Source organism: Campylobacter concisus (assembly GCF_003048775.2).
GTDB lineage: Bacteria > Campylobacterota > Campylobacteria > Campylobacterales > Campylobacteraceae > Campylobacter_A > Campylobacter_A concisus_I.
Genome location: NZ_CP049272.1, coordinates 719,968 through 746,516, shown reverse-complemented (window position 1 = coordinate 746,516; position 26,549 = coordinate 719,968). Strand labels below are relative to the sequence as shown.

Annotated in this window: 24 protein-coding genes; 10 read left to right on the top strand and 14 right to left on the bottom strand. The window is 38.0% G+C overall.

Going from position 1 to position 26,549, the window contains the following annotated elements; translation table 11 throughout:
• Position 1 precedes the first annotated feature (1 nt).
• Positions 2 to 1,132, top strand: a complete 1,131-nt coding sequence (locus CVT17_RS03715) for a potassium channel family protein (protein WP_021090478.1) — start codon at positions 2 to 4, stop codon at positions 1,130 to 1,132.
• Positions 1,133 to 1,247: 115 nt separating this feature from the next.
• The gene (locus CVT17_RS03710) at positions 1,248 to 1,454 is read left to right on the top strand and encodes a YdcH family protein (protein ID WP_084041511.1); all 207 of its coding nucleotides are present in this window, start codon (positions 1,248 to 1,250) and stop codon (positions 1,452 to 1,454) included.
• A gap of 19 nt (positions 1,455 to 1,473) precedes the next feature.
• On the opposite strand, the gene epsC is transcribed toward CVT17_RS03710, so the two are convergent.
• From epsC to yajC, 13 genes are all read right to left on the bottom strand, one after another.
• Positions 1,474 to 2,025, bottom strand: a complete 552-nt coding sequence (epsC, locus tag CVT17_RS03705; RefSeq protein ID WP_107858697.1) for a serine O-acetyltransferase EpsC — start codon at positions 2,023 to 2,025, stop codon at positions 1,474 to 1,476.
• Between the two features lie 4 nt (positions 2,026 to 2,029).
• Positions 2,030 to 2,935, bottom strand: a complete 906-nt coding sequence (gene cysK / locus CVT17_RS03700) for a cysteine synthase A (protein WP_103582621.1) — start codon at positions 2,933 to 2,935, stop codon at positions 2,030 to 2,032.
• 118 nt (positions 2,936 to 3,053) lie between these two features.
• Complete coding sequence (locus tag CVT17_RS03695; RefSeq protein WP_107858698.1) at positions 3,054 to 3,722, bottom strand: endonuclease III domain-containing protein; 669 nt, start codon at positions 3,720 to 3,722, stop codon at positions 3,054 to 3,056.
• Positions 3,719 to 4,483 carry an ATP-binding protein gene (locus CVT17_RS03690; protein ID WP_107858699.1) on the bottom strand — a complete coding sequence of 255 codons (765 nt, stop codon included), beginning with the start codon at positions 4,481 to 4,483 and terminating at the stop codon, positions 3,719 to 3,721. The genes CVT17_RS03695 and CVT17_RS03690 overlap by 4 nt, the downstream gene beginning before the upstream one ends.
• Complete coding sequence (mfd, locus tag CVT17_RS03685; protein ID WP_107770515.1) at positions 4,480 to 7,425, bottom strand: transcription-repair coupling factor; 2,946 nt, start codon at positions 7,423 to 7,425, stop codon at positions 4,480 to 4,482. The genes CVT17_RS03690 and mfd overlap by 4 nt, the downstream gene beginning before the upstream one ends.
• Positions 7,406 to 8,608, bottom strand: a complete 1,203-nt coding sequence (locus tag CVT17_RS03680; protein WP_107858700.1) for a Mur ligase family protein — start codon at positions 8,606 to 8,608, stop codon at positions 7,406 to 7,408. Before CVT17_RS03680 ends, mfd begins: the two co-directional genes overlap by 20 nt.
• The gene (locus tag CVT17_RS03675; protein WP_107858701.1) at positions 8,605 to 10,179 is read right to left on the bottom strand and encodes a GGDEF domain-containing protein; all 1,575 of its coding nucleotides are present in this window, start codon (positions 10,177 to 10,179) and stop codon (positions 8,605 to 8,607) included. The genes CVT17_RS03680 and CVT17_RS03675 overlap by 4 nt, the downstream gene beginning before the upstream one ends.
• Positions 10,160 to 10,699 carry an LPS assembly lipoprotein LptE gene (gene lptE / locus CVT17_RS03670; RefSeq protein WP_107770518.1) on the bottom strand — a complete coding sequence of 180 codons (540 nt, stop codon included), beginning with the start codon at positions 10,697 to 10,699 and terminating at the stop codon, positions 10,160 to 10,162. The genes CVT17_RS03675 and lptE overlap by 20 nt, the downstream gene beginning before the upstream one ends.
• A 3-nt stretch (positions 10,700 to 10,702) precedes the next feature.
• On the bottom strand, positions 10,703 to 13,168 hold the full coding sequence (gene leuS, locus CVT17_RS03665; protein ID WP_107770519.1) for a leucine--tRNA ligase: 2,466 nt from the start codon (positions 13,166 to 13,168) through the stop codon (positions 10,703 to 10,705).
• Positions 13,169 to 13,176: 8 nt separating this feature from the next.
• The gene (locus tag CVT17_RS03660; protein ID WP_021090699.1) at positions 13,177 to 13,515 is read right to left on the bottom strand and encodes a DUF6394 family protein; all 339 of its coding nucleotides are present in this window, start codon (positions 13,513 to 13,515) and stop codon (positions 13,177 to 13,179) included.
• 9 nt (positions 13,516 to 13,524) lie between these two features.
• Positions 13,525 to 14,496, bottom strand: coding sequence for a protein translocase subunit SecF (gene secF, locus CVT17_RS03655; protein WP_087578623.1), 972 nt, complete (start codon positions 14,494 to 14,496; stop codon positions 13,525 to 13,527).
• 2 nt (positions 14,497 to 14,498) lie between these two features.
• Positions 14,499 to 16,079, bottom strand: a complete 1,581-nt coding sequence (gene secD, locus CVT17_RS03650; RefSeq protein WP_107858702.1) for a protein translocase subunit SecD — start codon at positions 16,077 to 16,079, stop codon at positions 14,499 to 14,501.
• Positions 16,079 to 16,351 carry a preprotein translocase subunit YajC gene (gene yajC / locus CVT17_RS03645; protein WP_021090619.1) on the bottom strand — a complete coding sequence of 91 codons (273 nt, stop codon included), beginning with the start codon at positions 16,349 to 16,351 and terminating at the stop codon, positions 16,079 to 16,081. The genes secD and yajC overlap by 1 nt, the downstream gene beginning before the upstream one ends.
• On the opposite strand from yajC, the gene CVT17_RS03640 reads away from it, so the two are divergent.
• Positions 16,327 to 17,619 carry an apolipoprotein N-acyltransferase gene (locus tag CVT17_RS03640; protein WP_196373582.1) on the top strand — a complete coding sequence of 431 codons (1,293 nt, stop codon included), beginning with the start codon at positions 16,327 to 16,329 and terminating at the stop codon, positions 17,617 to 17,619. The genes yajC and CVT17_RS03640 overlap by 25 nt on opposite strands.
• A gap of 44 nt (positions 17,620 to 17,663) precedes the next feature.
• Here the strand turns inward: CVT17_RS03640 and metK are convergent, their stop codons facing one another.
• The gene (gene metK, locus CVT17_RS03635) at positions 17,664 to 18,869 is read right to left on the bottom strand and encodes a methionine adenosyltransferase (RefSeq protein WP_072594882.1); all 1,206 of its coding nucleotides are present in this window, start codon (positions 18,867 to 18,869) and stop codon (positions 17,664 to 17,666) included.
• Between the two features lie 137 nt (positions 18,870 to 19,006).
• Between metK and sstT the strand changes: the two genes are divergently transcribed.
• The 7 genes from sstT to CVT17_RS03600 all read left to right on the top strand — a co-directional run bounded on the left by sstT (position 19,007) and on the right by CVT17_RS03600 (position 26,538).
• Positions 19,007 to 20,374: a serine/threonine transporter SstT gene (gene sstT / locus CVT17_RS03630; protein WP_410470391.1), complete on the top strand. Its 1,368-nt coding sequence runs from the start codon at positions 19,007 to 19,009 to the stop codon at positions 20,372 to 20,374.
• 88 nt (positions 20,375 to 20,462) lie between these two features.
• A complete protein-coding gene (locus CVT17_RS03625) occupies positions 20,463 to 22,184 on the top strand; it encodes a M3 family oligoendopeptidase (protein ID WP_107858704.1) in 1,722 nt (573 codons plus the stop codon).
• A 1-nt stretch (position 22,185) separates the two neighbouring features.
• Positions 22,186 to 22,635, top strand: coding sequence for a hypothetical protein (locus CVT17_RS03620; RefSeq protein ID WP_103604911.1), 450 nt, complete (start codon positions 22,186 to 22,188; stop codon positions 22,633 to 22,635).
• A 51-nt stretch (positions 22,636 to 22,686) separates the two neighbouring features.
• The gene (locus CVT17_RS03615) at positions 22,687 to 24,756 is read left to right on the top strand and encodes an ATP-dependent helicase (protein ID WP_107770524.1); all 2,070 of its coding nucleotides are present in this window, start codon (positions 22,687 to 22,689) and stop codon (positions 24,754 to 24,756) included.
• Positions 24,753 to 25,574 (top strand): tRNA pseudouridine(55) synthase TruB, encoded by an 822-nt coding sequence (gene truB, locus CVT17_RS03610; protein WP_107770525.1) that lies wholly within the window; start codon positions 24,753 to 24,755, stop codon positions 25,572 to 25,574. The genes CVT17_RS03615 and truB overlap by 4 nt, the downstream gene beginning before the upstream one ends.
• The gene (gene csrA / locus CVT17_RS03605; protein ID WP_021090864.1) at positions 25,568 to 25,798 is read left to right on the top strand and encodes a carbon storage regulator CsrA; all 231 of its coding nucleotides are present in this window, start codon (positions 25,568 to 25,570) and stop codon (positions 25,796 to 25,798) included. Before truB ends, csrA begins: the two co-directional genes overlap by 7 nt.
• The gene (locus CVT17_RS03600) at positions 25,795 to 26,538 is read left to right on the top strand and encodes a 4-(cytidine 5'-diphospho)-2-C-methyl-D-erythritol kinase (RefSeq protein WP_107770526.1); all 744 of its coding nucleotides are present in this window, start codon (positions 25,795 to 25,797) and stop codon (positions 26,536 to 26,538) included. Before csrA ends, CVT17_RS03600 begins: the two co-directional genes overlap by 4 nt.
• Positions 26,539 to 26,549 lie beyond the last annotated feature (11 nt).

Sequence of the window (26,549 nt, the reverse complement as noted above, 5' to 3'; positions counted from 1 at the left end):
TATGTCTTTTCTCTCAAGACTTTTAAAATTCCTCAACTGGTCAAACTCTACAAAGCCAGAAATAAGCCTAGATACTGAGCTTTACGAACAATTAAAACCTTTTAGATTTCCACTAATTTCAGTCGTATTACTGTTGCTTTTTGGAACATTAGGTTATGTCTTAATAGATAATTTCTCACTAATAGATGCCTTTTACCAAGCTGGTATGACTTTTACAACAGTTGGTTTTACCGAAGTTGCTCCAATAACTCCAAAGGGCAGAATTTTTACTATCACATTTATACTTATTGGTTTTATTATATTTACACTATCGATTGGTATTGTGGTTGAGGTTTTAAAAAGAGGTACATTAATTAGCATTTTAAAGGAACGACGCATGCTTTATAGGATCGCAAGACTAAAAAATCACTTCGTTATTTGTTATCACAATCTATACACAATCGAACTTAGTGCTCAATTTCGCGAAAATCATATACCTTTTGTAGTGGTCGATGATAGAGAAGATATCGCAGAGCTAGCTCAAATTTATAAATATCCATATTTCATAAAAGCTCAGCCACACACACAAATTGCCTTTTTGAAAACACATCTATCAAGCGCAAAAGGACTTATAACTCTTAGCTCAAATATTGCTGATAATATCGCCCTTATAGCATCTGTAAGACTTTATGAAAAAGAGATAGGTCGCAGAAAGCCTTATCATATCATCACAAATGCAGAGACAGAAGACGATACGCAAAGATTAAAAAAATTAGGCGCTGACAATGTAGTAAGCCCATCTCGCTTAGTCGCGCAGCGGTTAAGTGCTATGAGCGTAAGGCCGGACATGGAAAATTTATTAGAGCAGTTTTTGTATACAAAAAATTCACCTATCGATATAGAAGAAATTCTTGTTCCTGATTACTCTTGGATAAGATTTAAAAGACTAAAAGAGACTCATCTGCGAAATATCACAAATGCGGATATAGTAGGTATTAGAGATATAAATAATAATTTTGTACCAATGCCAAATGGTGACACATTAGTAGGAACAGGATCAAAGCTTTTAGTCATCGGTACCGTTGATGGAATACGTCTAACCAAGCGCGTTGTAAAAAGCAAACACAAACCTGAAGAATTTAAATACGTATAAAATAAATTTTTCTACTTGCTCTTTTTAAAAATTTAAGCAATGACTTGGTGCTTATTTTATATCCAAACATTTACAAAGTCTTGATAAAATTTCTCAAATTTTTATAGGAGCCGATATGTTACATGAATATACAGACCTTATAAATGAGCTAAAGAAAACCGATGCTCGTTTTGCTACTCTTTGCAAAAAACATGATGAGCTAAATAAAAAAATAGATGAGAATCTAGCAAAACCATCAGAGCTTGATGGTTTAAAGAAAGAAAAATTAAAACTAAAAGATGAAATTTATGCTCAAATTTTAAAATACAAAGAGCAAAAATAAATTTATTTAAATTCTAAAATTAGATAATAAATTCTGGTTCAAATTTTGTCCCATTTACTCGAACTATTCTTGCTGGTATACCAACGACTGTCGCGTTTGCTGGGACATTTTTTAGCACGACCGAGTTTGCGCCGATCTTGGCATTTTCGCCGATCGTTATGGCACCTAGTATTTTCGCGCCAGCTGCAATAGTCACGCCATTTTTTACAGTCGGATGTCTTTTGCCACACTCTTTTCCAGTGCCTCCAAGTGTTACTTGATGATACATCATCACATCATCACCTATCTCTGCTGTCTCACCGATAACCACACCCATACCATGATCTATGAAAAATCTCCTACCGATCTTTGCGCCTGGGTGGATCTCGATGCCTGTTAAAAATCTTGTAATTTGCGAGATGAGCCTAGCTAGAAAAAAATGCTCTTTTTTATATAGAAAATGAGAAATTTTATGAAACAAAACCGCATGAATACCAGGAGTGTTTATAAGTATTGCCAAAAAGCAACACTTATGTACCGATGGGTCTTTTTCACGAACAGTTTGAACTAGCTCCTTTAGACTCTCCCACATATTTTTATGCTCCGTAAAGCTCTGTACTTAAGTATCTTTCGCCATTATCTGGAGCTATGAAAAGTACTTTTTTGCCAGCACCAAGTCTTTTAGCTACTCTTTTTGCAGCCACGTAAGCAGCACCACCGCTTATACCTATCATGAGTCCATCACTTTTAGCGATTGCTCTAGCTGCGTTTAGCGCATCATCGTTGCTTACTTTTTCTACTTCACTAACTAGGCTCATATTCATAGTATTTGGTAAAAATCCGGCTCCAATGCCTTGAATTTTATGCGGTCCTGGGTTACCACCACTTAAAACCGGCGATGCTTCAGGCTCAACTGCGATGATCTTAGTATCATAGCCCTTTTCTTTTAAAATTTTTGCTACGCCACTTATTGTGCCACCTGTACCAACGCCAGCTACAAAGGCATCAAGCTTACTAAAATCAGCCACGATCTCAGCAGCTGTTGTTAGTTCGTGAGCTTGTGGGTTATACTTGTTTTCAAACTGGCTTAGCATTATATGATTTGGCTGAGCTGCTAGCTCTGTAGCTCTTGCGATCGCTGCTTTCATACCACCAGACGCAGGAGTAAGCTCAAGCTGTGCGCCATAAGCAGCCACTATTTTGCGTCTTTCGATACTCATGCTCTCTGGCATGCAAAGTATCACTTTAAAACCAAGTGCAGCACCGCACATCGCTACACCAATGCCAGTATTTCCGCTCGTTGGCTCAACGATAGTATCACCATGTTTTAGCGTACCGTCAGCTAGCATCTTAGTTATCATATTAAATGCAATCCTATCTTTTACAGAGCCACCTGGGTTAAAAAACTCTAGTTTTACGTAAATTTCGGCTTCATCAGCACCTGTCTTTATCTTTACAATAGGTGTATTACCAATCGTTTTAACGATGTTATCGTAAATCATCACTCCTCCTAAATTAAATAAGATAAATTTTGTGTAAATTTAGCACAGAATTTTGAAATAGATTATAAAAAGCCCCAATCTTTGGCAAATTTATAAAGAGTTGTTACATATTAGTAGTTTAATTTTTAATGCTACTTAATATTTTTTGACCATTTTGGCTTAAGATTTTACCTTTGAAATTCTCTTTGCAAAACTCCAAAATAAGCGCATGATAGAGTTTTAAAACCTCAGTTTCGTCAAATTTCTCACTATCAAGAAATTTATAAATTTTATCATAATCAAGCGAGCTAAACCACTCAGCTGCCTCATCGTAGCTCTCAAAAGTATAGTCAAAATATGCCATTATCCTAAGTGCGTAAGCATCAACGACCATGTAAGGCTTGCCGCAAGCATATGCCAGTATCGCGTCGCAAGTCTCGGCTCCAACACCTTTTACGCTTATGAGCCACTCACGGCTGGTATTTTCTTTAAAATTTTCAAAGCTCTCGAATTCATTTTTTATAGCTAGACAAAGCGTCTTTAGTCGTTTTGCCTTTGTATTGTAAAAGCCACTTGGCTTTATAAGCGTGGCAAGTTCACTGTTTTCAAGAGAACAGATGCCATTTAGGCTATCTTTACCTGCGTTTTTTAGATTATTTAGCGCTTTTTCAACATTTTTCCAGTTGGTATTTTGCACCAAAATAGCACCCAAAACAACCTCAAAAGTACCCTCGCCTGGCCACTTTAGCTCATCAAAATTTCTGCTTTTGTGATTAAATAAGGTTAAAAATAGATCGGTTGAAGTCATTTTAAATTTTCTTTAAAAGTTAGATAAAACTGCTTTGCCGTCCTGCCACTTCTGCTGGCTCTTAGCGTTGCGAAATTTTTAGCAAGTGTGTGAAGCTCATCTTTGTCGCCTATGTAATCCTTAAAGTAAAAATCAACCATTTTTAGATACTCGTCGTAGTTGCCTTGATAAAAGCTGATCCAAAGACCAAAGCGATCGGATAGAGAAATTTTCTCCTGAGCTGCGTCGCTGTAGTGGATTTCGCCGTCAATTAGCTCTGAGTTTTCATTCTCACTTTTAAACTCGCTTATTAGATGTCTACGGTTTGATGTGGCGTATAAAAGGATATTTTTTGGCGGCTTTTGGATAGAGCCATCCATGATAGGCTTTAGAAATTTATACTCATTACTGCCATTTTCAAAGCTTAGATCATCGCAGAAAATGATAAATTTAAACTCACTCTTTCTGATCTCATCGATGATGTCGCCAAGGTATTTTAGATCCTCGCAGCCGATCTCAATGATGCGAAGTCTCTCTTTATAAAATTTAGTAAAAACAGCCCTTACAAGGCTTGACTTGCCACATCCTCTCTCGCCCCAAAGAAGCACGTGATTTGCATCCTTACCTTCTATAAAATTTAGAGTATTTTTTAGTAAAATTTCTTTTTGTTTTTCCAGTCCATAAAGTGAGTCGATATCGACAAAATCGATATCCTCAACCGACTTTAACATCCCTTTTGTACTTTTATAAATCGCTGCGTATTTCACACCCCAATCTATCACTTCTTATCCTTTCTTAGATAGACCAAAATTTCAGCCAACACATCGTCATCGTCCTTGCTACGTGACTTTAGTCTGATCTTTTCATCATCATTCTTTGTTATTAGTATGTTTTGCTCGCTGTTTGAGATCGTTTTTATGCCAGCTTTTAGAGCTAAAATTTTGATAATGATGACGTCTAAAAACTGCTTTGTAAACGTATCTATCTTGCCAAATCTATCCTCAAGCTCACTTTGTATCTCATAGACCTCACTCACTTCTTTACACTTGCTAAGGCGCCTATAAATTTCAAGCCGTAGTCTATCTTCTCTTATAAATTCTTGATTTAAAAAGGCGCTCACACTAAGCTTTAGATCGATCTTGTCAAGCTTTTCGGAGTCTTGATTAAGAAGTTTGTTTATCTCATCTTCTAGCATCTTTAGATATAGCGAGTAGCCGATAGCCTCGATATGGCCGCTTTGTGCCTCTCCGATGATGTTGCCCCCACCTCTTATCTCAAGGTCGTGATAGGCTAGCACTGAGCCAGCGCCCAAAAATGAGTTGCCTTCAAGTGCTACAAGTCGTTTTAGCGCGTCTTTGCTGATGGCATCTTTATCTTCTACCAAAAAGTAGCAGTAAGCCTGCTTGTCGCTTCTACCAACTCGTCCACGGAGCTGATGCAGGTCAGCCATGCCAAATTTATTAGCATTTTCTACGATTATGGTATTTGCATTTGGCAAGTGGATGCCGCTTTCAACGATGCTGGTGCAAAGCAGCAAGTCATACTCACCCCGCTCAAATTTCATCATCTCATCTTCAGCTATTTTTGCATTTACCTTTGAGTGAAGTATCAAAATCCTAAGCTTTGGCAAAATTTTTCTTAGCTCATTTGCTGTTTGCTCTATGTCTGCGATGTGGTTGTGAATGTAAAAAGTCTGTCCACCACGTCTTAGCTCACGCATGATCGCCTCTTTGACAACCTTTTCATCCCACTCTTTCACACTTGTTCTCACATCAAGCCTTGAGCTTGGCGGAGTGGCCAAAATACTATATGTTTTTATCTTGCTAAGCGCCATATTTAGGCTTCTTGGTATCGGCGTGGCACTCATACTTAAGATGTGCGAGTGCTGAGAAATTTCTTTTAGCTGCTCTTTTTGCTTAACGCCAAATTTATGCTCTTCATCAACTACTATAAGCCCTAAATTTTCAGCCTTTACGCCAAGAAGCGCATGCGTACCCACGCAAACTATAGGCTCATTTTCTTTTAGCGCTTTTTGTAGGTTTGATTTTTCTTTGGCACTTGAGAAGCGATCCAGCCTAAAGACCTTTATGCCAAATTTGCTAAATCTTTGGCTTAGCGTCTTGTAGTGCTGTGAGCTAAGAAGCGTCGTTGGCACAAAGAAAAACGCGCTAAAGCCTGATTTTATGCAGGTAAATATAGCATTCATCGCTACTTCAGTCTTGCCAAAGCCAACGTCTCCGCTAAGCAGCCTATCCATGACCTTGCCGCTTTTTAGCTCATCCCTTATATCATTTACCGCCTTTTGCTGGTCGCTCGTGTATGAAAAGCCAGCGTCTTGGACGAAATTTAGATAAGAGATATCCTCTTTTTGTAAAATTTTGCCTGCGATTAGCTCCCTTTTTGCAGCCATTGCTACGATCTTTGAGGCGATCGCGAAGAGTTTTTCTCTGACCTTTTCTTTTATCTTTGCAAAATTTGCCTTACCCAAACGATCAAGCACCGCCATAGAGCCATTTTGAGCGATGTAGCGGTCTATCAAATTTAGATGTTCAACTGGCAAAAGAAGCTTGTCGTCATTTTGGTAGGCGATAACCACAAATTCTTTCGTCGCGCCCAAAACCTTAATCTTTTCAAGGCCCAAAAAACGTCCTATACCATAATCTTCATGCACGACGTAGTCATTTACTTTTAGCTCATCCACCACGAGGCTTGAGCGTTTTACTCGCCTTTTTTTCTCAAATTTATTAAGTGAGACTACGATCTTGTCGCTTGAGGTTAAATTTACTACAAGGGGCGAAATTTCAAGCTTTACGTTGGTAAAGCCATCAAGCTCATAGCCCTTAAAAAGCCCTTCATTTCTTGAAAGAACGGTTATACTTTTGCTCTTATTTAGCTCAAAAAAGTCAAAATTTAAAGTAACTTCTAGATCTTTATAGACCTTTGGCTCGGGTAAAATTTCAATGCCCTTAAATTTATCTTCAGGCACATCATAAATTTCAAAATCGATCTTTTTAACAAGCTTTGAGTCAAATTCTTTTAAATAGTCACTAAAGCTATCTATCGCCCAAAATCCAAGCGAATTTAGATCACTCACCAAGGCGTCACTTTGCATATCCTCAATCTTTTGGCTAACTTTTTCAAACTCATCTTTGCTCAAATTTGCGATAAATGGCACGATCTCAGCTTCGCTTAGCTCAGCTTTATTGCTAATTTGCGTGGCGGTGTTATAGTTTCTTATACTCTCAACCTCATCACCAAAAAGCAAAATCCTAACAGGATCGTCCATATTTACGCCATAAATGTCAATCACTTCGCCGCGTATGCTAAACTCGCCAACGCTCTCAACGATATCGACGCACTCGTAGCCAAAGCGTATGAGTAGGTCAGCAAATTCGTTTAAATTTAGATTGTCTTTTAGCTTGATTGTTGAGCTTTCTAGGTTTTTTTGCGTTGGAAGTGGGTTTAAAAGCGTGCTAAATGGGCTTATGATAATCTTTTTGCCATCAAATTTATAGTATTTGCTAAGAACGGATGAAATTTCAAAGAGCTCTTCGTTAAAGCTTCTTAGATCATCGCCCTTTTTAGCTCTAAAATCAGGTAGTTTAAAGGCGTTAAAGCCAGTAAAACTGGCCGTATCCGCACAAAGTGCCGCCTCCTTATCATCTTCGCAGATGAGAATTTGTGGAACGTGCGTTAAAAGATACTCATAGACCTTTGCTTGCATAGTACTCTTTTAAAAAGGCTTCGGCTAAGTGAAACGAGCCAAATGCTAGGTAAATTTTGCCGTTTTTTGCCTCTTTTATATCGTTCATATCGCTTGACTCAAACTCTCTATGCGAAATTTTAAGCTCGTTTAACGCTTTATTTATGAGCTCTCCGCCAAGCTCCCTACCCTCGCAGTGATAGTGATAAAGCAGCACATCCTCAACGACTGGCTTTAAAGCTGCCAAAACCGCTTTGAAATCTTTATCCAAGAACGAATTATATACCAAGGTAAGCTTCTTGCCAACAAACTCACCTTGGCTAAATTTCTTAGCAACAGCCTTTGCGCCAAGCTCGTTGTGACCGACATCAACGTATAAATTTGAAGCGATCTTTTCGCATCTGCCTCGAAGCGTAAGAGCACCCAGCTTTTTGATATCTATGCTGCTATCTAAAATTTTAGCCGCAGCGTAGGCTAGAGTTAAATTTGATCGTAAAAACTCTGGCAGATTAAATTTATTTGCATAGTTTGCGATCTCGTTTAAATTTTCTTTGGTTAAAATTTCTCTTGGGAAGCTTAAAGTGGAGCCTTTTTCACTTGCGATCTCTTTTGCGATAGCGATACTTGTATCGTTCATTTCGTCATTTAAAATAGCTCTTTTGCCCATAGCCTCAAATTTCGTACGTGAGATTTCTTCCAAACTATCCCCAAGAACTGCCGTGTGATCAAGCCCAATAGGCGTAAAAATGCTTAACTCTTTTTCAAAGACATTTGTCGCATCAAGCACACCACCCATGCCGGCCTCGCAGACAAAGTAGTCGCAACCCTCAAAAAGCACAGCAGAAAGTAGCGTCATATACTCAAAATAGCTTGTTTTTATCTTGTATTCATCGCTTAGAAGTCCTTGCAAACGCTCGTGAGCTGCTTCTAAAATTTCATCACTAGCAACCTCACCATTTAGCCAAAATCGCTCATTAAATTTAAATATATGTGGGCTCGTATAATGCCCTACTTTTGCACCATTTTGGCTTAAAATTTGCGCTAAAAAGCGACCAGTACTGCCTTTGCCATTTGTGCCTATTATGTGAATAATTTTAAATGGCTTTATGTGCTCTTTTATAGTCGCATACGCTCTAATAATTCTGCCATAATCAATCTCTTTGTAGTAAAGTGGTTTGCCATCAAGAAATTTAGCTAGGCTCATTTTTCCTCGATTATCTTTGGCATTACTTGATTTCTACCATTCTCTTTTGAGAGATAAAGCATCTTATCAGCAGCCTCAAGCGTCATCGTCTCGCTTAAATTTGCACTTCTTGTCGCTATACCGGAGCTTATAGTAACCTTGATACGCTCATTTTTATAGATAAATTTGAAATTTTCTATCATACTTCTTAGCTTATCCCCAAATTTAACACTATCTTTTAAGCCAGTGCTTGGAAGCAAGATTACAAATTCTTCACCGCCATATCTACCAACAAAATCAACCTTTCTAGCATTTTTCTTAAGCACTTGAGCCACTGCTGAAAGAATAACATCTCCAGCCTCATGCCCATAAGTATCGTTTATGCTTTTGAAAAAGTCAATATCAACAAAACATATAGAGTAATCAGTCCCATAACGTTTATACGCTTCTTCAATGCGTTGAATCTCATTCATCAAAGCACGCTTAGTAGATACTTTTGTCAAAAAGTCCTCTTTGCTCTCCAACTTAGCTTCTTCAAGCTCTTTTTCAAGACTATTCACTCTGTTTTGAAGCTCTAAAATAGTAGCTTGCCTATTGTGCATCTCGATACCAAGCTCTTTGCTCTCGATCTCCAAAGCACCAGCGATCTCAATAAGCATGCTTCTTACTTGATCAATACTGTTTGTATTTAAATTTACATTTTTAAGATCATTTTTAATGCTTTTTACTTTATCAGAACTACTTTGCGAGCTAACAGCGATATCAGAAATTCTCTCGCTTATATTTTGCAAGACATTATTTAGCGAACCAACTTTTTCTATGATTTCTGTTCTATCTTCTTCTATTCTGCGATCAACAAATGCCTTTACCTTTTCTTGAAATTCTTTGCTATTTAAGGTTTTAGGACTTTGCTTCAAAGTACTTCTTATCGTGCTAAGCTCTTCATCAAGATCCTTTGTAATAGAAGGCTCAAGAGTAAGGCTTAAAAGCTGAATCAAAACATCCTCTTCGCCATCTTCATCTTTTTGTGTAAGAAATTTCTCAAGTTCAGAACTCATTGTCTTTAAATCATCAAAATTTCTAACACCATAATATTTCAAAAATTCTAAAAATTCAGTGTCGTAAGAACTAACAAAGTCAAACCATCTAAGGCACATTTCTTCAAGATTTTTCTCATCATATCTTCTGGCAAGCAGTTGCATACTTTGCTCTGCTAAGCTTTTTGCATCTTTATTGTGAAGCATTGAGATAGCTTGGAGAATTCTTCTAGCAAATGCGTTTAGTGATTGTAGTTTTTTATCATCAGTTGCAAGTCCTGCTCCCTGTTGAGCACCTCTAGAGAGCCTGGCAGTCATAAAAGCGACAAACTCATCAACCGTCTTTATATGAAGGCTTAGGGCTTGATTTTTATATTCATCACCAAGCCTTGAGATATATTTTTCTATCCTTTTACTCTCTTCTGTGGTAAAGCCATATTTTTTAGAAATTTCATTATAGACTTCAGTGTAATTCTCTGGCGTTAGCATCAAATGACGATCTTTGATCTCATTTAAGGCTTCCTTGACTATTTGACTAACGGTTACTGCTGCCATTTCTATATCCTTTTACCGCTAAACTTGCGATATACTCATCAAAGGCCTCTTTTGATGCCTCTTTGATAGCTTCGTATTTTTGAGTATCACTAAGAACGCTATCAGCAAATCTTACATCTTTTTGACGTCTTGCGACACTAAAGTCATACTCGCCAGTGGCTGGAATATCAACCACGCTACCATCTTTAAATTTAGTCTTATAATTTAAGCTTAAATGTGCTTTATATGACGTAATGTAGCCAAACTCATCATAAATAATTGCTTCGTAATTTAAATCTTTTACCGAAATAATTATCGAAGTATCAGCACTCTCTTTACTTGATAAATCTTTATTTAGCCTTGCGACCATGCCCTCTTTTACAGCATCCTTTATCCAAACACTATTTTTCGGCTCTTCTTTACTAATAATCACATCAACGTAAATTTTATCGCCCACTAGATCATGTGTGATCTTTGAAACTGGTTTATACCCACACCCGCAGATAAAAAACGCAATAAAAAACGCTAAAAAATATCTCAAAATTTATCCTTTAATGACAAAATTTACTAATTTGCCTTTTATATAAATCTCTTTTAAAATTTCTTTTCCCTCAAGCCATTTAGCCACATTTTGCTTAGCTAGCTTTAAAATTTCACCCTCACTCTCGCTCGCTGCCACTTCAAACTCGGCTCTTTTTTTACCATTTACTGTAACTGCAAGAGCGATGCTATCTTTTACAAAAACCTCTTCTTTTACGGCTATCTTTGTGAAATTTTTTCTACCAAAAAGCTCTTCACTAAGCTCATTTGCGATATGCGGCACGATAGGCTCTAGTAAATTTAAGATGATGAAAAAGCCCTCAGCATTTACATCGTCATTATCTTGCGCATTTATAGCGTTTAGTGCCTCCATACAAGCAGCGATTAAAGTGTTAAAAGCAAATGTATCGCCAAAAACCTCGGTTGATTTTTTAAGCGCTTCATAAATTTTTAGCCTTGCAAATTTCTCATCTTTATTTAAGCTTTCGTGATCTATCTCAGGTAGTTTATCTATCTTTTTGATAGTTTGCGCCTTCTCCCAAAGCCTATTTAAAAACCTAAATGCACCCTCAACTGCGCTGTCGTTCCACTCAAGCTCTTTTTGAGGAGGAGCAGCAAAAAGGATAAATAGCCTTGCCGTATCGGCGCCGTATCTATTTATGATATCATCAGGATCTACGACGTTGCCCTTGCTTTTACTCATCTTTTTGCCATCTTTTAAGACCATGCCTTGTGTTAGTAAATTTTCAAATGGCTCATCGTCTCTTAGATAGCCAAGGTCTCTTAAGACCTTTTGGAAAAATCTAGCGTATAAAAGGTGTAAGATCGCATGCTCGATACCGCCGATGTACTGATCTACGTTCATCCAATAATTCACGCTTTTCTCGTCAAGCGCTTTTTGCTCCCAACTCTTTTCATCGCTTGCAAATCTAGCAAAATACCAGCTACTCTCCACAAACGTATCCATCGTATCAGTCTCTCTAATCGCATCTTTACTGCATTTTGGACACTTTGTAAATTTCCAAGTTGGGTGTTTATCTAAAGGATTGCCCTCGCCTGTGATCTCGACATCTTCAGGTAGCGCGATAGGTAAATTTTCCTCTTTTTCAGGCACTACGCCGCAGCATTTGCAGTGCACGACAGGTATTGGCGCACCCCAGTATCTTTGACGAGAAATTCCCCAGTCTCTTAGTTTGTAGTTTGTGATCCTTTTGCCTAAACCATCTTTTTCAAATTTTTCTATTATGAAATTTTTAGCTTCTTCTGAAGCAAGCCCATTTATAAGCTCAGAATTTATAGAAATTCCGTACTCAGAGTATGCTTTAGAACCGTCACTCTCGCCATCAAGCGGCTTTACTACTGACTTTATAGGAAGATTAAATTTACTTGCAAACTCGTAATCTCTTTGATCGTGCGCAGGGACAGCCATGATAGCACCACTGCCGTAGTCAGCTAAGATAAAATTTGCAACCCAAACTGGGATTTTTTCATTAGTAAGCGGATGAACGACATAAATTCCTAAAAATTCTCCGTCTTTTTCGCTCGCTTGACGCTCTCTTGGGCTTTGATTTAGGATTGTTTTTATCTTTGTCTTTTTGCTTTCATCGATTTTATCACTCACAAGCAATGCTTTTACAATAGGATGCTCAGGCGCAAGAGCTGTGTAGCTAACGCCATAAATCGTATCAGCTCTTGTAGTAAACACCTCAAAGCCATCAAATTTACCACCTAAAGCCTCTTTTGAAGCTTCATCAAGATAAAATTTAAACTCCAAGCCGTAGCTTCTGCCAATCCAGTTTTCTTGCATTGTAATTACTTGATTTGGCCATTTGCCTTCAAGAAGCTTCAAATCGTCAAGTAGCTCGCTAGCGTATTTTGTGATGTTAAAGTAATATCCAGGAAGCTCTTTTTGTACAACATCATTACCGCATCTCCAGCATTTGCCATCCTCCACCTGCTCGTTTGCAAGCACAGTTTGATCGTATTCACACCAATTTATAATTGCATTTTTTCTATAAACAAGCCCTTTTTCAAACATCTTTATAAAAAAGCTTTGCTCCCACTTTGTGTAAAGTGGGTCAGATGTAGCTAAAATTCTCTTTTTAGAAAATGAAAAGCCAAGGCTTGCTAGCTCTTTTTTCATATAGTCGATATTTTCATAAGTCCAAATTTTAGGGTGAATTTTATGTTTTATGGCTGCGTTTTCAGCTGGCATGCCAAAGCTGTCAAAGCCAATAGGATGAAGCACGTTGTAGCCGTTTTTTCTATATGACCTAGCCAGCGCATCGCCGATAGAGTAGTTTCTTACATGCCCCATATGTATGCGTCCACTTGGATATGGAAACATGCTTAGGATATATTTTTTCGGCAAGCTTAGATCGTCTTTTGGTTCAAATTCTTCATTTTTATCCCAAATTTCTTGCCATTTTTTTTCTATCTTTAAAGGCTCATATTTTCTCTTTTCAGCCATTTTTTCTCCTAAAATTCTTCTTGAGCTTTACTTGATTCTATTAAAACCAAGGCTAGTGAAAATATATTTGCAATGACTGCGCCAATAGCTAGTGAATAGCTAAGTGTTATATTTTCAGAGACTTGCAAAATAACAAAAGCTGGTATAAGGTGTAAATCAGCAACCAGCGAGCTTGCAAAAAGCTCAGCAGAGAGTAAATTTTTAACACCGATCTTAAGTAGCGTTGAAACCAAATTTATACTAGCCGCCACAAAGAGTGCAATCTCGTTTTTATCATATAAAAATTCTGCCGTAGTCGTAAGACTCATCAATGCAAAAAATATGTAGATAACTTTTCCCCAGTTCATTATCCCTCCTTACACAACGCCTTTCTCAAACATAGCACGCTCTTTTTCGCGCTCTTTTTTTATCTTTTGTTTTTCAGTCTCTCTACTTCTAAAATGTTCGATACTAAATTTAAACCAGATAAGAAACGGCGAAGAGATGTAGATCGAACTGATCGTTCCTATGACAATACCAACGATAAGAATAAATGAAAATCCATGTATCATATCTCCACCAAATAAAAATAGCACAAGAACTGTCATCATCGTAGTTGCTGAAGTTAGGATAGTTCTTGAAAGTGTGGCTGAGACTGACTCGTTGATAACGCCTTCGATATCAGTTCGCTTGCTCTCTTTGATACCTTCTCTGATCCTATCAAAAATAATAATCGTATCATTTAGAGAGTAGCCAAGCACCGTTAAAACAGCCGCTAGCGTATCTAAATTTACATCAATATTAAATAGCGAAATAGCACCAACAGTTATAACTATATCGTGAATTTCAGTTGCGATCGCAGCTAGCGCAAAACGCCACTCAAATCTAAATGTGATGTAGATTAATATGCCAATTAGTGAAATTCCAAGAGCCATCAAGCCTTTTTCTCTAAGCTCATCGCCAACCTTTGGTCCAACGATATCAACGCGTCTTACTTCAAAATTTCCAGTATCTTTTAAAATTTGTTTTATTTCAGTGCCGATATCGCCAGTTAAATTTGAGCTTGAACCTGAAAATCTAATAACCACCTCATCGTCACTTCCAAACTCAGTAACAGAGGCGTTTTTAAGCACTTCATTTGTGCCAAAAGCATCACGAATTTTATCAAGTGGCGCTTTGGTGTCGTATTTTAGCTGAATAAGCGTACCGCCAGAGAAATCAATGCCGTAATTTAACCCCTTTGTAGCAAGTAAAACGATAGAGCCAACAAATAAAAATATAGAAAATGCTAGTGAAGCAAATCTAAAACGCATAAAATCATAAACTTTTGCCTTAGTAAAAATTTGCATCATTAGCTCCTTTTATAACCAAACCAAAGTCTGGTATTTCCACTTTTTTCTATCTTATCCATAGCAGCATCAAACATACCGTGAGTGCCAAGTATAGCTGTTAGCATCGAAGCCATGATACCTATTGCCATTGTTACTGCAAAGCCTTTAACCGGACCAGTGCCATAAGCGTAAAGCACTGCAACTGTAATGATAGTAGTTAAATTTGAATCAATAATCGCGCTCATGGCGTGCTCATAACCCTTTTGCACAGCTGTCCTTATCGCCACACCTTCACGCAAAAGCTCGCGAATACGTTCATTTATGATGACGTTTGCATCAACAGCCATACCGATCGTTAGCACGATACCAGCCATACCTGGCAAAGTAAGCGTCGCCCCAAAAAGTGCCATGACAGCAACTAATATAACGACGTCTGCAACTAGTGCAATATTTGCAAAAATTCCAGAAATTCCATAATAAACTAGCATAAATAACACGACTAAGATAGATCCAGCAGCAAGTGCTACCATACTTTGGTTGATGCTCTCTTGTCCCAAAGATGGGCCAACGCTTCTTTTTTCCAGCATCTTAACAGGGGCTAAAAGTGCACCGCTTCTAAGCGCGATCGCTACGTCGTGAGCCTCATCAAGAGTAAAGCCACCGCTGATCTGACCACTACCGCCACCTATTCTTTCATTTATAACTGGAGCTGAATAAACCTTCCCATCAAGCACAATAGCAAGCCTTTTGCCAACATTTGCACCAGTAAAATCACCAAAAATTCTAGCGCCTTCTGAGTTAAGAGTGAAATTTATGATCGGTAGGTTGTTTTGCTGAGAAAATGCAACCTTTGCGTCAGTTAGCATTGAGCCGTCAAGCACTGGGATATTTTTAACGACATATTTCACGCGGTCATTTTTAGCATCCTTAAAGATCACGTCGCCGTAGCTCTCAGCTTCAGCCTCACTCATTGTATTGGCCTGATCTTGCCTTTTATCATCAACTGCCATAAGCTGCAAGTGAGCAGCCTTTGCGATAAGATCTCTTGCTCTTTGCTCATCCTCTTCAGTCTTTATACCAGGAAGCTCAACTAGGATATTGTCTTTGCCTTGTCTGGCAACAGTTGGCTCAGCTAGACCAAACTGATCGAGTCTATTTCTAATAGTTTCAACAGCTTGCGAGATCGCATATTCGACCGTATCCGTTCTTTCTTGCTCTGTTAAAGATATGCTGTAATTTAAACCATCTTTTTTGATATCAAGCCCCTTTATCTCAGCTAGTGCTTTATCTACTTTTGGAGCTTCGTCGCCATCAAGGAGAGTAAAGTCAATGTTCTCTTCTTTAATCTTAAATTTATCAATTAACACATCTTCTTTTTTAGCATAATAATTTATACTTCCAGCTATTGATTTTATTTTTGAGTGAATAGCTTCGCTCGTTTCAACACCAAGCAGCATATGAAGGCCGCCTTGAAGATCAAGGCCAAGTGAAATTTTAGCCCCATTTTGAGTCTGAAAAAAAGATGGCACCGAAAAGCCAAAACCAAAGATCAAGGCTAATATTAAGATAATTAGCCTATATGTGACTCTTGCGTTACGCATTATTTATCTTCGATCTTTTTAGCTACAAACTCGCGTGCTATGCGAACGATTACATCATCGTTAAGTTTAACTTTGATAAAATCATTTTCGGCTTTAATCACTTCGCAGATAAGTCCGCCATTAGTTATTATCTTATCACCTTTATCAAGAGCTGCGAGCATTGCTGCATGGGCTTTTTGTTGTTTTTGTTGAGGTCTAATAACCAAAAAGTAAAATATGGCGAAAAGCACAACAAGAGGTAGTAATGATGTTAAAAAATCAGCGTTTTGCATGGATTTCCTTATTTGTAAGATTTTTAAATGGGCATTTTAGCACTAAAATTATAATAAAAGCCTTTGTCGGTGCTTTTTTGCTTTCCAACTTTATTTTTTTAAGCCTCTTCGAGAATTTGCTCTTAAATTTCATCTCACCGTTTCTAACTTTGACTGGAATTTACATCATCATAAATTTAAGCAGAGCTGGTTTTTTCGCAGCTGGATTTTTCACAGGAATTTTGTGGTTTTATTGGATCAGCTTTAGTTTTATCTACTATGAGCTCGTTTGGCTTATACCGTTTGTCATTCTCTTTGTAGCATTTGTTTACGGATTTATGTTTTGGATAGCCTCTTTCCCAAGTTTTGTAGCACTTAGAGCCATTTTGCTATTTTTAGCAAGCTACGTTCATCCATTCGGCTTTAACTGGTTTAATCTCGAGGCCACACTTGTTGTAGGAGCTTTTGAGCCAAGCACAAGAGGGCTTATATTTATATTTCTTGCAGCTATTTCTTTGAGTTTAAAAGGCAAAATTTTAAAATTTATCCTAGCTTTTATCTGCCTCATCGCCGCTTTGCAGTTTAAAAGTAGCGAGGCGAAAACTCTACCATTTGACGTGGAGCTAATAAACACCGATGTCGCTCAAAGGGTGCGCTGGGATAAAAACTTACGCATGAAATTTACAAATGACAATTTAGACTTAATAAATAACGCCATAGCCGAGCAAAAACGCCTTATCGTACTACCAGAGAGCGCATTTCCACTATTTATGACAAATGAGCCACTGCTTGTCGATGAGCTAAAAGAGCTTTCAAAAAAGATAACCATCGTAGCTGGCGCGCTTGCCTATGAAAATAAGCAAATTTATAACTCTGCATTTTTGTTTCAAGATGGCAATCTTAGGCGAATGGATAAGAAATTTTTAGTGCCATTTGGCGAAGAAATTCCTTTGCCAAAATTTATGCAAGATACAGTAAATAAGCTATTTTTTGGCGGAGCTAGTGACTTTAAAAAGGCTGAAAATTTTAGCGACTACGAGGTAGATGGAGTAAAAATTAGAAACGCTATCTGCTATGAAGCGACAAGAGAGGAGCTTTACAAGGGCGAATTTGACGTGGTTGTAGCTATCACAAACAATGGCTGGTTTGTGCCAAGCAGCGAGCCTGTGCTTCAAAGGCTGCTTATAAAACACCTTGCCACGAAATACAATAAAACGGTCTATCACAGCGTAAATGGCTCAAAAAGTGAGATCATAAAACCTAAAAAAGTATTTTGGGATGAGTTTTAAAAAGAAATTTAAAGTGGCTTTTAGATAAAGCCACTTTGATATGATTATTTTTTCAGTAAAGCTTTGAAGGTATCAACCGCATCAAGCTTTTCCCAAGGGTATTTTGCATTTCCTACTTGACCTTTTGCAGCTACTTTTGCATATAAAAACGTATCTTTACTTGGCTTATCAAGACCAAATTTATTTGTTATCCAGCGAGGCGTTAGAGCGAAATGCTCGCTTACAAAATTTGAAAGCATATCGTCATTTATGCCATTTGCATGAGTTCCCATGGTATCAACACTAACTGAAGTTGGCTTTGCAACACCGATCGCGTAGCTTATCTGGACGATACATTTTTTAGCAAGGCCTGCTGCAACGATATTTTTAGCTATCCAGCGAGCTGCGTAAAGTCCGCTGCGATCAACCTTTGTATAGTCTTTGCTTGACTGAGCACCGCCGCCTATTGGGCTATATCCACCAAAACTATCAACGATTAGTTTTCTACCTGTTAGACCGCTATCATGAAGTGAGCTATGGTTTACATATCTGCCTGTTGGGTTTATGTAAATGATCGTTTTTTCTTTATTATATAGCTCTTTTGGAAGACCAGTTTCGTCTATTAAATTTTGAATTAGTGCGCGAAGCTCTTCTATCTTCATGCTCTCCACGCAAGGAGCAGAGACAACGATAGTGTGGATGCTTTGAGGTTTGCAGTTTTCAAAGTTGTCTTTGCTACCGTAATCAATCGTAACTTGCGTTTTAATATCAACGCCAAGCTTATCAGGGTTTGCTTTGGCAAATTTATATACTTTATCGCAAAGCATTCTTGCGTAAGTTATAGCTGCTGGCATAAATTCTTTCGCTTCGCAGCTTGCAAAACCAAACATAATGCCTTGATCGCCCGCTCCGATCTCACCGCTACTTTGATCAACACCTTGATTTATATCTGGGCTTTGTTGATTTATGCAAACTTTAACCTCGATATCATCTGGGTGCAAACACTGCTCTTTTGTAAAATTACTCTTTCCATCATATCCGATATGCGCAAGAGCATCTTTTACGATCTTTTCATAGTCTTTATAAGAGAGTTTTACTTTTGAGTTTATCTCTCCGCCTATTACTATATTTTTTCCAGCCACAAAAACTTCGCTAGCGACGCGTCCATTTGGATCTTGCGTTAAAATAGTATCCACTATGCTATCAGCGATGATATCAGCACATTTATCTGGATGGCCCGGACTTACAACTTCAGAGGTAAATAGATACATTTTTATCCTTTTATTAACTAAAATTTTGTGCAATTGTAACAAATCTATTTAAAAAGCTAATTAATCTTTATCAAATTCTTTATATTTAAAAATTGTTTAGCTAAAATCAACAAAAAACTAATTTATTAAGGTGTCAAATGAATATGCTTAAAAACATAGCAAGAAGATACGCCGATGGAAATTTGATAATTCAAATTTTAGTTGGTATCATCCTAGGTGCCCTAGTTGGCTTTTACACACACTACGAAGTAGCTCCTTATAACAAGATCTCAGCTAAAATTCAAACTATTCAAAACGAAAGTGGTTTGAGCGTAGATGAAGTTATAAAAACTCACCTTAGTCAAGATGAAGCCAAGCAGCTAAACGAAGCCAAAGAAAAAGCTAGTTCAGCCGATTCTATCGCAGCTTCAGCTTCAGTTTTAGGCGATTTATTCAAAGGCGCTTTAAAAGCTATCGCACCAATTCTTGTCTTTGTTTTAGTGGCAACATCCATCATTTTAAGAGATTTTGGTCATACAAAAGGTATGCAAAAGATCATTACACTCTATCTAATTGGTACATTTTTAGCAGCCGTTGTTGCAGTTATTGCTAGTTTTTTATTTCCAGTGGAGCTTTCTTTAAAAGGTCTTGCAAGTGCTGATATGTCAGCGCCTCAGGGAATTACTAATGTTTTAAAAGATCTCATTTATAAAATGGTTGAAAACCCGATAAATGCTTTAGCAAATGGTAACTATATAGGTATAATCACTTGGGCGGTTGGTAGTGGTATCGCACTTAGAAACTCCACAGCTGAGACCAAAAAAGTATTTAAAGACATAAGCGATGGTGTGACTCATATCGTTAAATTTATCATTAGACTAGCTCCATTTGGCATCTTTGGTATGGTAGCTATTAGCATTCATGAAACTGGATTTGAAGTACTTGCAGGATATCTAAAACTGATTTTAGTTCTTGTTGGAGCAATGCTTGTTGTCGCATTTATCATCTATCCAGCCATGGTTTTTGTATTAACTAGAAAAAATCCTTATCCACTTGTCATGATCTGCCTAAAAGAGAGCGCTATTTCAGCATTTTTTACAAGAAGCTCGGCCGCAAATATCCCTGTAAATATGGCACTTTGCAAAAAGCTTGGTCTAAAAGAGGAGCTTTACTCGATCTCGATCCCACTAGGTGCCACCATAAACATGGGCGGTGCAGCAGTTACCATCAGCATCCTAGCGCTTACTGCGGTAAATTCTATCCCATCTATCACAGTTACATTTGGCGATGCGCTACTTCTTTGCTTCATCTCAGCTCTTGGTGCGTGCGGCGCATCTGGTGTGGCTGGCGGCTCACTTCTTTTAGTGCCATTAGCGTGCGGACTTTTTGGTATCGGCAACGACATCGCCATGCAGTTTGTCACAGTTGGCTTTACAATAGGCGTCATCCAAGACTCAGTTGAAACTGCGTTAAATAGCTCATCAGACGTGCTTTTTACAGCCGTGGCATCAGAGACTTCAAACTAACCTTCAATAAAATTTCAGCTAAATTTTGGCTGAAATTTTACTTTTATCCATTTTTTTGTAAAATGTCCCAAAAATTTAAAGGATAAATATGCAAATTTGGGATCTAAAAGCACTTTTTGCAAACGAAAAAGAGTGCGAGCAAAACGCACTAAATTTACAAAAAGAGTGCAAAAAATTTAAAGATAAATACCTTGAAAATTATGAAAATTTAAAAACAGATGAATTTTTAAAGGCATTTGGCGAATATGAAAGCTTGATAGCTAAAATTTCAAAAGTAATGACCTATTCTTTTTTAAATTTTGCCAAAGATACAAGCAAGGGAGCGTTTTATGCAAAGATCGATGAGATAGCGACAAAAGCAAATGAAAATTTGATATTTTTTGAGATCAAATTTAATGAGTTTAGCCCTAAAAAACAAGAAGAGATCATAAAAAGCTCTAAAAAATACGGCTACTATCTAAGCAACCTCGCCAAAGCAAAACCGCACCAACTTAGTGTTGCCGAAGAAAGGGTCTTGCTTCGCACTGCAAGCACTGGAGCTGAGGGCTTTTCAAGGCTTTTTGATGAGAGTATGAGCAAAATGAGGTTTAAATTTAAAGGTGAGCTTTTAAATGAAGAAGAGATTTTAGCCAAGTTTCATGATAACGATCAAAGCGTGCGAAAACTAGCCGCTAAGAGCCTTTCAAACGAGCTTAGCAAACACCAGCACCTTCTTGGCTACATATACAATATGATAAAAACTGATCTAAAAACAAGCTGCGAGCTTAGAAATTTCAAGCTTCCTGAAGAGTCAAGACACCTTGAAAATCAAATCACTAAAAAAAGCGTTGATTCGCTCATTGCTGTAACTGAAAAAAATTTTGACCTAGTTGCTAAATTTTATGAGCGAAAAAGAGAAATTTTAGGCCTTAAAAAGCTTTATGACTACGATAGATACGCGCCTCTTAGCAGCGAGGGCGAGTATAAATTTGATGAGTGCAAAAAGATAGTTTTAAAGGCGTTCGGGGCGTTTTCACCTAAATTTGGCGAGATCGCCAAAAGTGCCTTTAGTGACGGCTGGATCGACGTTTATCCAGCGCCAAACAAGCGAGGTGGCGCATTTTCTCACTCAGGATCAAGCGACACGCATCCCTATGTTTTGCTAAATCACACCAACCAACGAAGAGATCTTTTCACGCTAGCTCACGAACTTGGCCACGCCGTGCATCAAAAGCTATCATATAGTGTAAGCTACCTAAACTCAGACACTCCGCTAACCACGGCTGAGACAGCTTCAGTATTTTGCGAGATGCTAGTTTTTGATCACGTTAAAGACGGCCTTAGCAAAAAAGAGAAAATTTCACTGCTTGCTGGCAAGATCGAGGATATATTTGCCACGCTTTACCGCCAGATAAATTTCACCACATTTGAGCGAGCTGTGCACGCACATGAAGGCGAGATCAGCCTAGATGAGCTAAATAAAATTTGGCTAAGAGAGAGCAAAAAGATGTTTGGCAAAAGCATCACGCTAAATGACTACTACAAAATTTGGTGGAGCTACATCCCGCACTTCATCCACACGCCGTTTTACTGCTACGCCTACTCTTATGCGCAGCTTCTAGTGCTTGCACTTTTTGGGCTTTATAAAAGCGGCAAATGCAAAAATTTTGTTGAAATTTACACCAAGTTTTTGAGCCTTGGCGGCAGCCTTAGTCCAAAGGAGCTTGTAGGTAAATTTGGCTTTGATATCGATGATAAAAATTTCTGGCAGATTGGCATAAACGAGGTCAAAAAGCTAGTAGATGAGTTTTTAGAAATTTCAAAGGATTAAGATGTTAGACGAAATTTTAGATGATGAGAAATTTTCGCTTTTGATGAAGATGCACGTCTATGAGTGCATTGATTTTTTGCTTGAAAAAGGGGTAAATTTCTCAGTTATGGCAAATTTACCGCTAGTTAGCTTTGAGCCAAGCTTACCAGATGAGATAAGCAGGAGCTTTAGCATGCCAGTCATTATGTTTTCACTTGGTGGCTATACGCTTGAGAGTGCGAAACTAACACAAGATGAGCTAAGTTTTGAGGCTGGCTTTGGTAGTGAGAATTTTGCCTCAGTGGTATCGTTTCCGCTTGGCGCGGTGGTTCAAATTTTGGTTGAAAATAGCCCGATCCTTGTAAATTTCTCTATCTACAAGCCAAAAGAGAAGCAAGTCGATCACGCTAAAAAATCAGCCTCAGTCTTTTTGCAAAACCCAAAAAATAAAGATATATTTAAGAAAAAATAGTAATTTTAAGCATTTTTGGCTAAAATCAAAAGAAAATTTAAAAAGCGAAAAATGGAAAATTTACTATCAAATTTAAACGAAGCCCAGCGCGAAGCAGCCACTCACATAGATGGGGCGATGCTCATACTTGCAGGTGCTGGCAGTGGCAAGACAAAGACGATTACAACTAGGCTTGCCTATCTCATCGGCGAAGTCGGCATAGACGCGGCAAACACACTAACTCTTACTTTTACAAACAAAGCCGCCAACGAGATGCGTAGTAGAGCCATGGCGATGCTAAGCCAAAGCGGCAAAAACTACTCGCCGCTTCTTTGCACATTTCACAAATTTGGACTTTTGTTTTTAAAGCTCTACATAGAAAAGCTTGGCAGAAAAAACAACTTCGTCATCATCGACACAGACGATAAAAAGCGTATCATCAAAAGCTTTGAAAGCCCGGTTGCCACGGCTATTTTGTCAAGTGAAATTTCAAACTACAAAAACTCACTTTTAAGCGTCGAAGAGGTCTATAAAAATGCAAATTTCTCTTCATTTGACAAGAGCAAGGATAACTTTTACAAGCAAGCAGCGCAAATTTATGAAAAGTACGAGGACTATTTAAAGGCAAACAACCTTGTTGATTTTGACGATTTACTAGGGCTTACGTATAAAATTTTAGACGAAAACGAAGATCTTGCTAGAGAAATTTCAAACCGCTACAAATACATAATGGTCGATGAGTATCAAGACACAAACGACCTTCAGTATAAGCTCCTAAAAAAGCTCTGTCTATGCCACGAAAACATCTGTGTGGTTGGCGATGATGACCAAAGTATTTATGGCTGGCGTGGTGCAAAGATAGACAATATCTTAAATTTCAAAGATCAGTTTAGCAACGTAAAGATCATCAGACTTGAGAAAAACTACCGCTCGAGTGAGGCGATACTAAAGGCTGCAAACGAACTGATAGATCATAACCGCAACCGCCTTGGCAAAAAGCTTGTAGGCACAAAAGGCGAAGGCGAAGCTGTAAATTTGTTAGAGAGCTTTGATGAGAGCGTCGAGGCTGGCAAGATCGCAAAAAATATAAAAGAGCTTTTAAGCAAAGGCGTGCAGGCAAAAGATATCGCGATCTTGTACCGCATAAACGCGCTCTCTCGCTCACTTGAAGATGGGCTAAACAAAGAACAGATCGCTTATAAAATGGTAGGCGGCGTTAAATTTTACGAAAGAGCCGAGATCAAAGATATCATAAGCTATCTAAGACTGATAAATAATCCAAATGATGACTTTTCAATAAGACGCATCATAAATCGCCCAAAGCGAGGACTAGGCAAAGTAAGCCTTGATAAGCTTGAAAAGATGGCATTTGAGGGTAAAATTTCCATTTACGAGGCGATCTCAAACATCTCTGATAACGACGAAGCCTTTAGTAAAAAGGTAAAATCAGCCCTTCTTGAGTTTGCAAACAACCTAAAAGAGCTTCAAGAAAGCAGCTCGGTTTTTGACCTGATAGATAAATTTGAAGCTAAATTTGGCGTGAAAAAATACTACGAGAGCTTGCCAGATGGTGCTGAAAGAGCGGCGAACATCGACGAGTTTTACGCTGTTTTAAAAGATCAGATCAAGCAAAATCCAAGCTTTGATCTAGAAGAGTTTTTAAACGAGATCACGCTAACAAGCGAGCAAGACGGCATCAGCGACGAGACTATTAGCATTATGAGCGTGCATGCGAGCAAGGGGCTTGAGTTTGAACACCTTTTTGTGATCGGCCTTGAAGAGGGATTTTTCCCGCTCATTGGCGATGGTAGCGACATCGAAGAGGAGCGCAGGCTCGCTTATGTGGCGATAACAAGAGCCAAAAAGACACTTAGCCTAAGCTTTGCAAATTCGCGCTTTTACAAAGGTCAGCGAACAAGACTAAATAAAAGTAGATTTTTAAGCGAAAGTGGCATAACGCATGGCTCGCTAGTCATCGAACAGAGTAATGAATTTAAAAAAGGCGACTTGGTTAAGCATAAAATTTTTGGTATTGGCAGGGTGAGCGCGGTTAGCAAGATCAAAAAAGAGTTTAAACTGACCATAAATTTTGGTGGCAATGTAAGAGAAATAATGTCAAGCTTCGTGGAAAAGGCCGTATGAACGCCATCTTCGTGGCAAATAAGCCAGCTGGCATGAGCTCAAACCACTTTTTAGGGCGACTAAAGAGAAAATACGGCGTTAAAAAGGCTGGGTTTTCAGGCACACTTGATCCATTTGCAAGCGGTTGTTTAATAGTCGCTTTTGGCTCGTATACGAAATTTTTTAGATTTTTAGACAAAAGCCCAAAAGTCTATAAAGCAACGATCTGGCTTGGGGCTAGCAGTCCTAGCATGGACAATGAAAATATCACTGAAATTTCAAATGTAAAAGAGATAAATTTAGAAAAACTAGAAGCCATAAGAAGTGAGCTGACTGGCAAGATAAGCTACATCCCGCCAAAATTTAGCGCCAAGCATGTAAATGGTACAAGAGCCTACAAGCTAGCTAGAAACGGCGAAGAATTTGAGCTAAAGACAGAAACGATGGAAATTTTTGATAGCCAAATTTTAAACTATTCGCACCCATTTTTAACTATCCGTCTAAGCGTAAGCGAAGGAAGTTATATCCGTTCGTATGCAGAAATTTTTGGAAAAAAGCTTGGTTATAATGTAACTTTAAGCTCATTAAAAAGGACAAGTGAAGGCAAATTTTGCTACGAAAATGAAAAATTTTTGAATATTTGTGATTTTTTAAACATTCAGAAAAATACATATCTTGGGGATATAAACGATATTCTTGATGGTAAGAAATTAAAAATTAACGATTTTGAAACACAAAAGCAAGGAATTTATTTGCTAAATTATGATAAATTTATGAGCGTAATCCAAATCACGGATGATACTATAAATTACACTCTAAATAAGGTTGAAAAATGTTAATCCTAGCAAGAAAAGAAAATGAAGAAATTTTAATAGGAAATGACATAAAAGTTGTCATAGTAAATATTTCAAAAAATACTGTTAAACTCGGTATCGAAGCGCCACGAAATACAATGATACTAAGAAGCGAACTAGCAAATGATATCAAAAACGAAAATATCCATGCCACAAAAACTGCAAGTGAAGCCGATATCCACGAGCTAGCTAAAAAAATCGAGAAATGAAAAGCTTTGCAAAGATAAATATATTTTTAAAGATAGTTGGTACTAGAGGCAGCTATCACGAAATTTTATCGCGCTTTATCCTCTGTGAGCAGCTTTTTGACGAAATCTATTTTAAAAAGTCAGATTCATTTGCCATAGAATGCAACAACCGCGATATAAAAGACAATATCATTCAAAAAGCGGTAGATGAGCTAAAAAGAGCCAGCTTTTCAAACGAGCTCGACGAGTTTTTTAGCTCTCATAAAATCATCATCAACAAAAATATCCCAATTGGTGCGGGTCTTGGCGGAGGTAGTTCAAACGCCGCCACCTTTTTGCTAATGGTAAATGATGAGCTAAATTTAAATATAAAACGCAAAAATTTGATGCAAATAGCGTCTAAAATTGGCGCAGATGTAGCTTTTTTCGTAAGTGGCTACAAGGCAGCAAATGTAAGCGGTATAGGTGAGATCATAGAAAAATTTGATGACGAAGTGCCGGATTTAAATATCTTCACGCCAAATGTTTTTTGCTCCACACCGATGGTTTATCAAGAATTTAGAAGCAATTTCTTACAATACATAGACGTTAATGCTACAAAAAAGATGCAAAATTTAAAGAGCAAAGAGCTACTTGAAATTTATAAAAACGAGGAGCTAAACGATCTTTTTGCCCCATGCTTTAAGCTCTATCCACAGATGAACGAGTTTAAAGATAAATTTCTAAGTGGTAGCGGCAGTAGCGTATTTAGCGTAAAATAAAAGGTAAAATT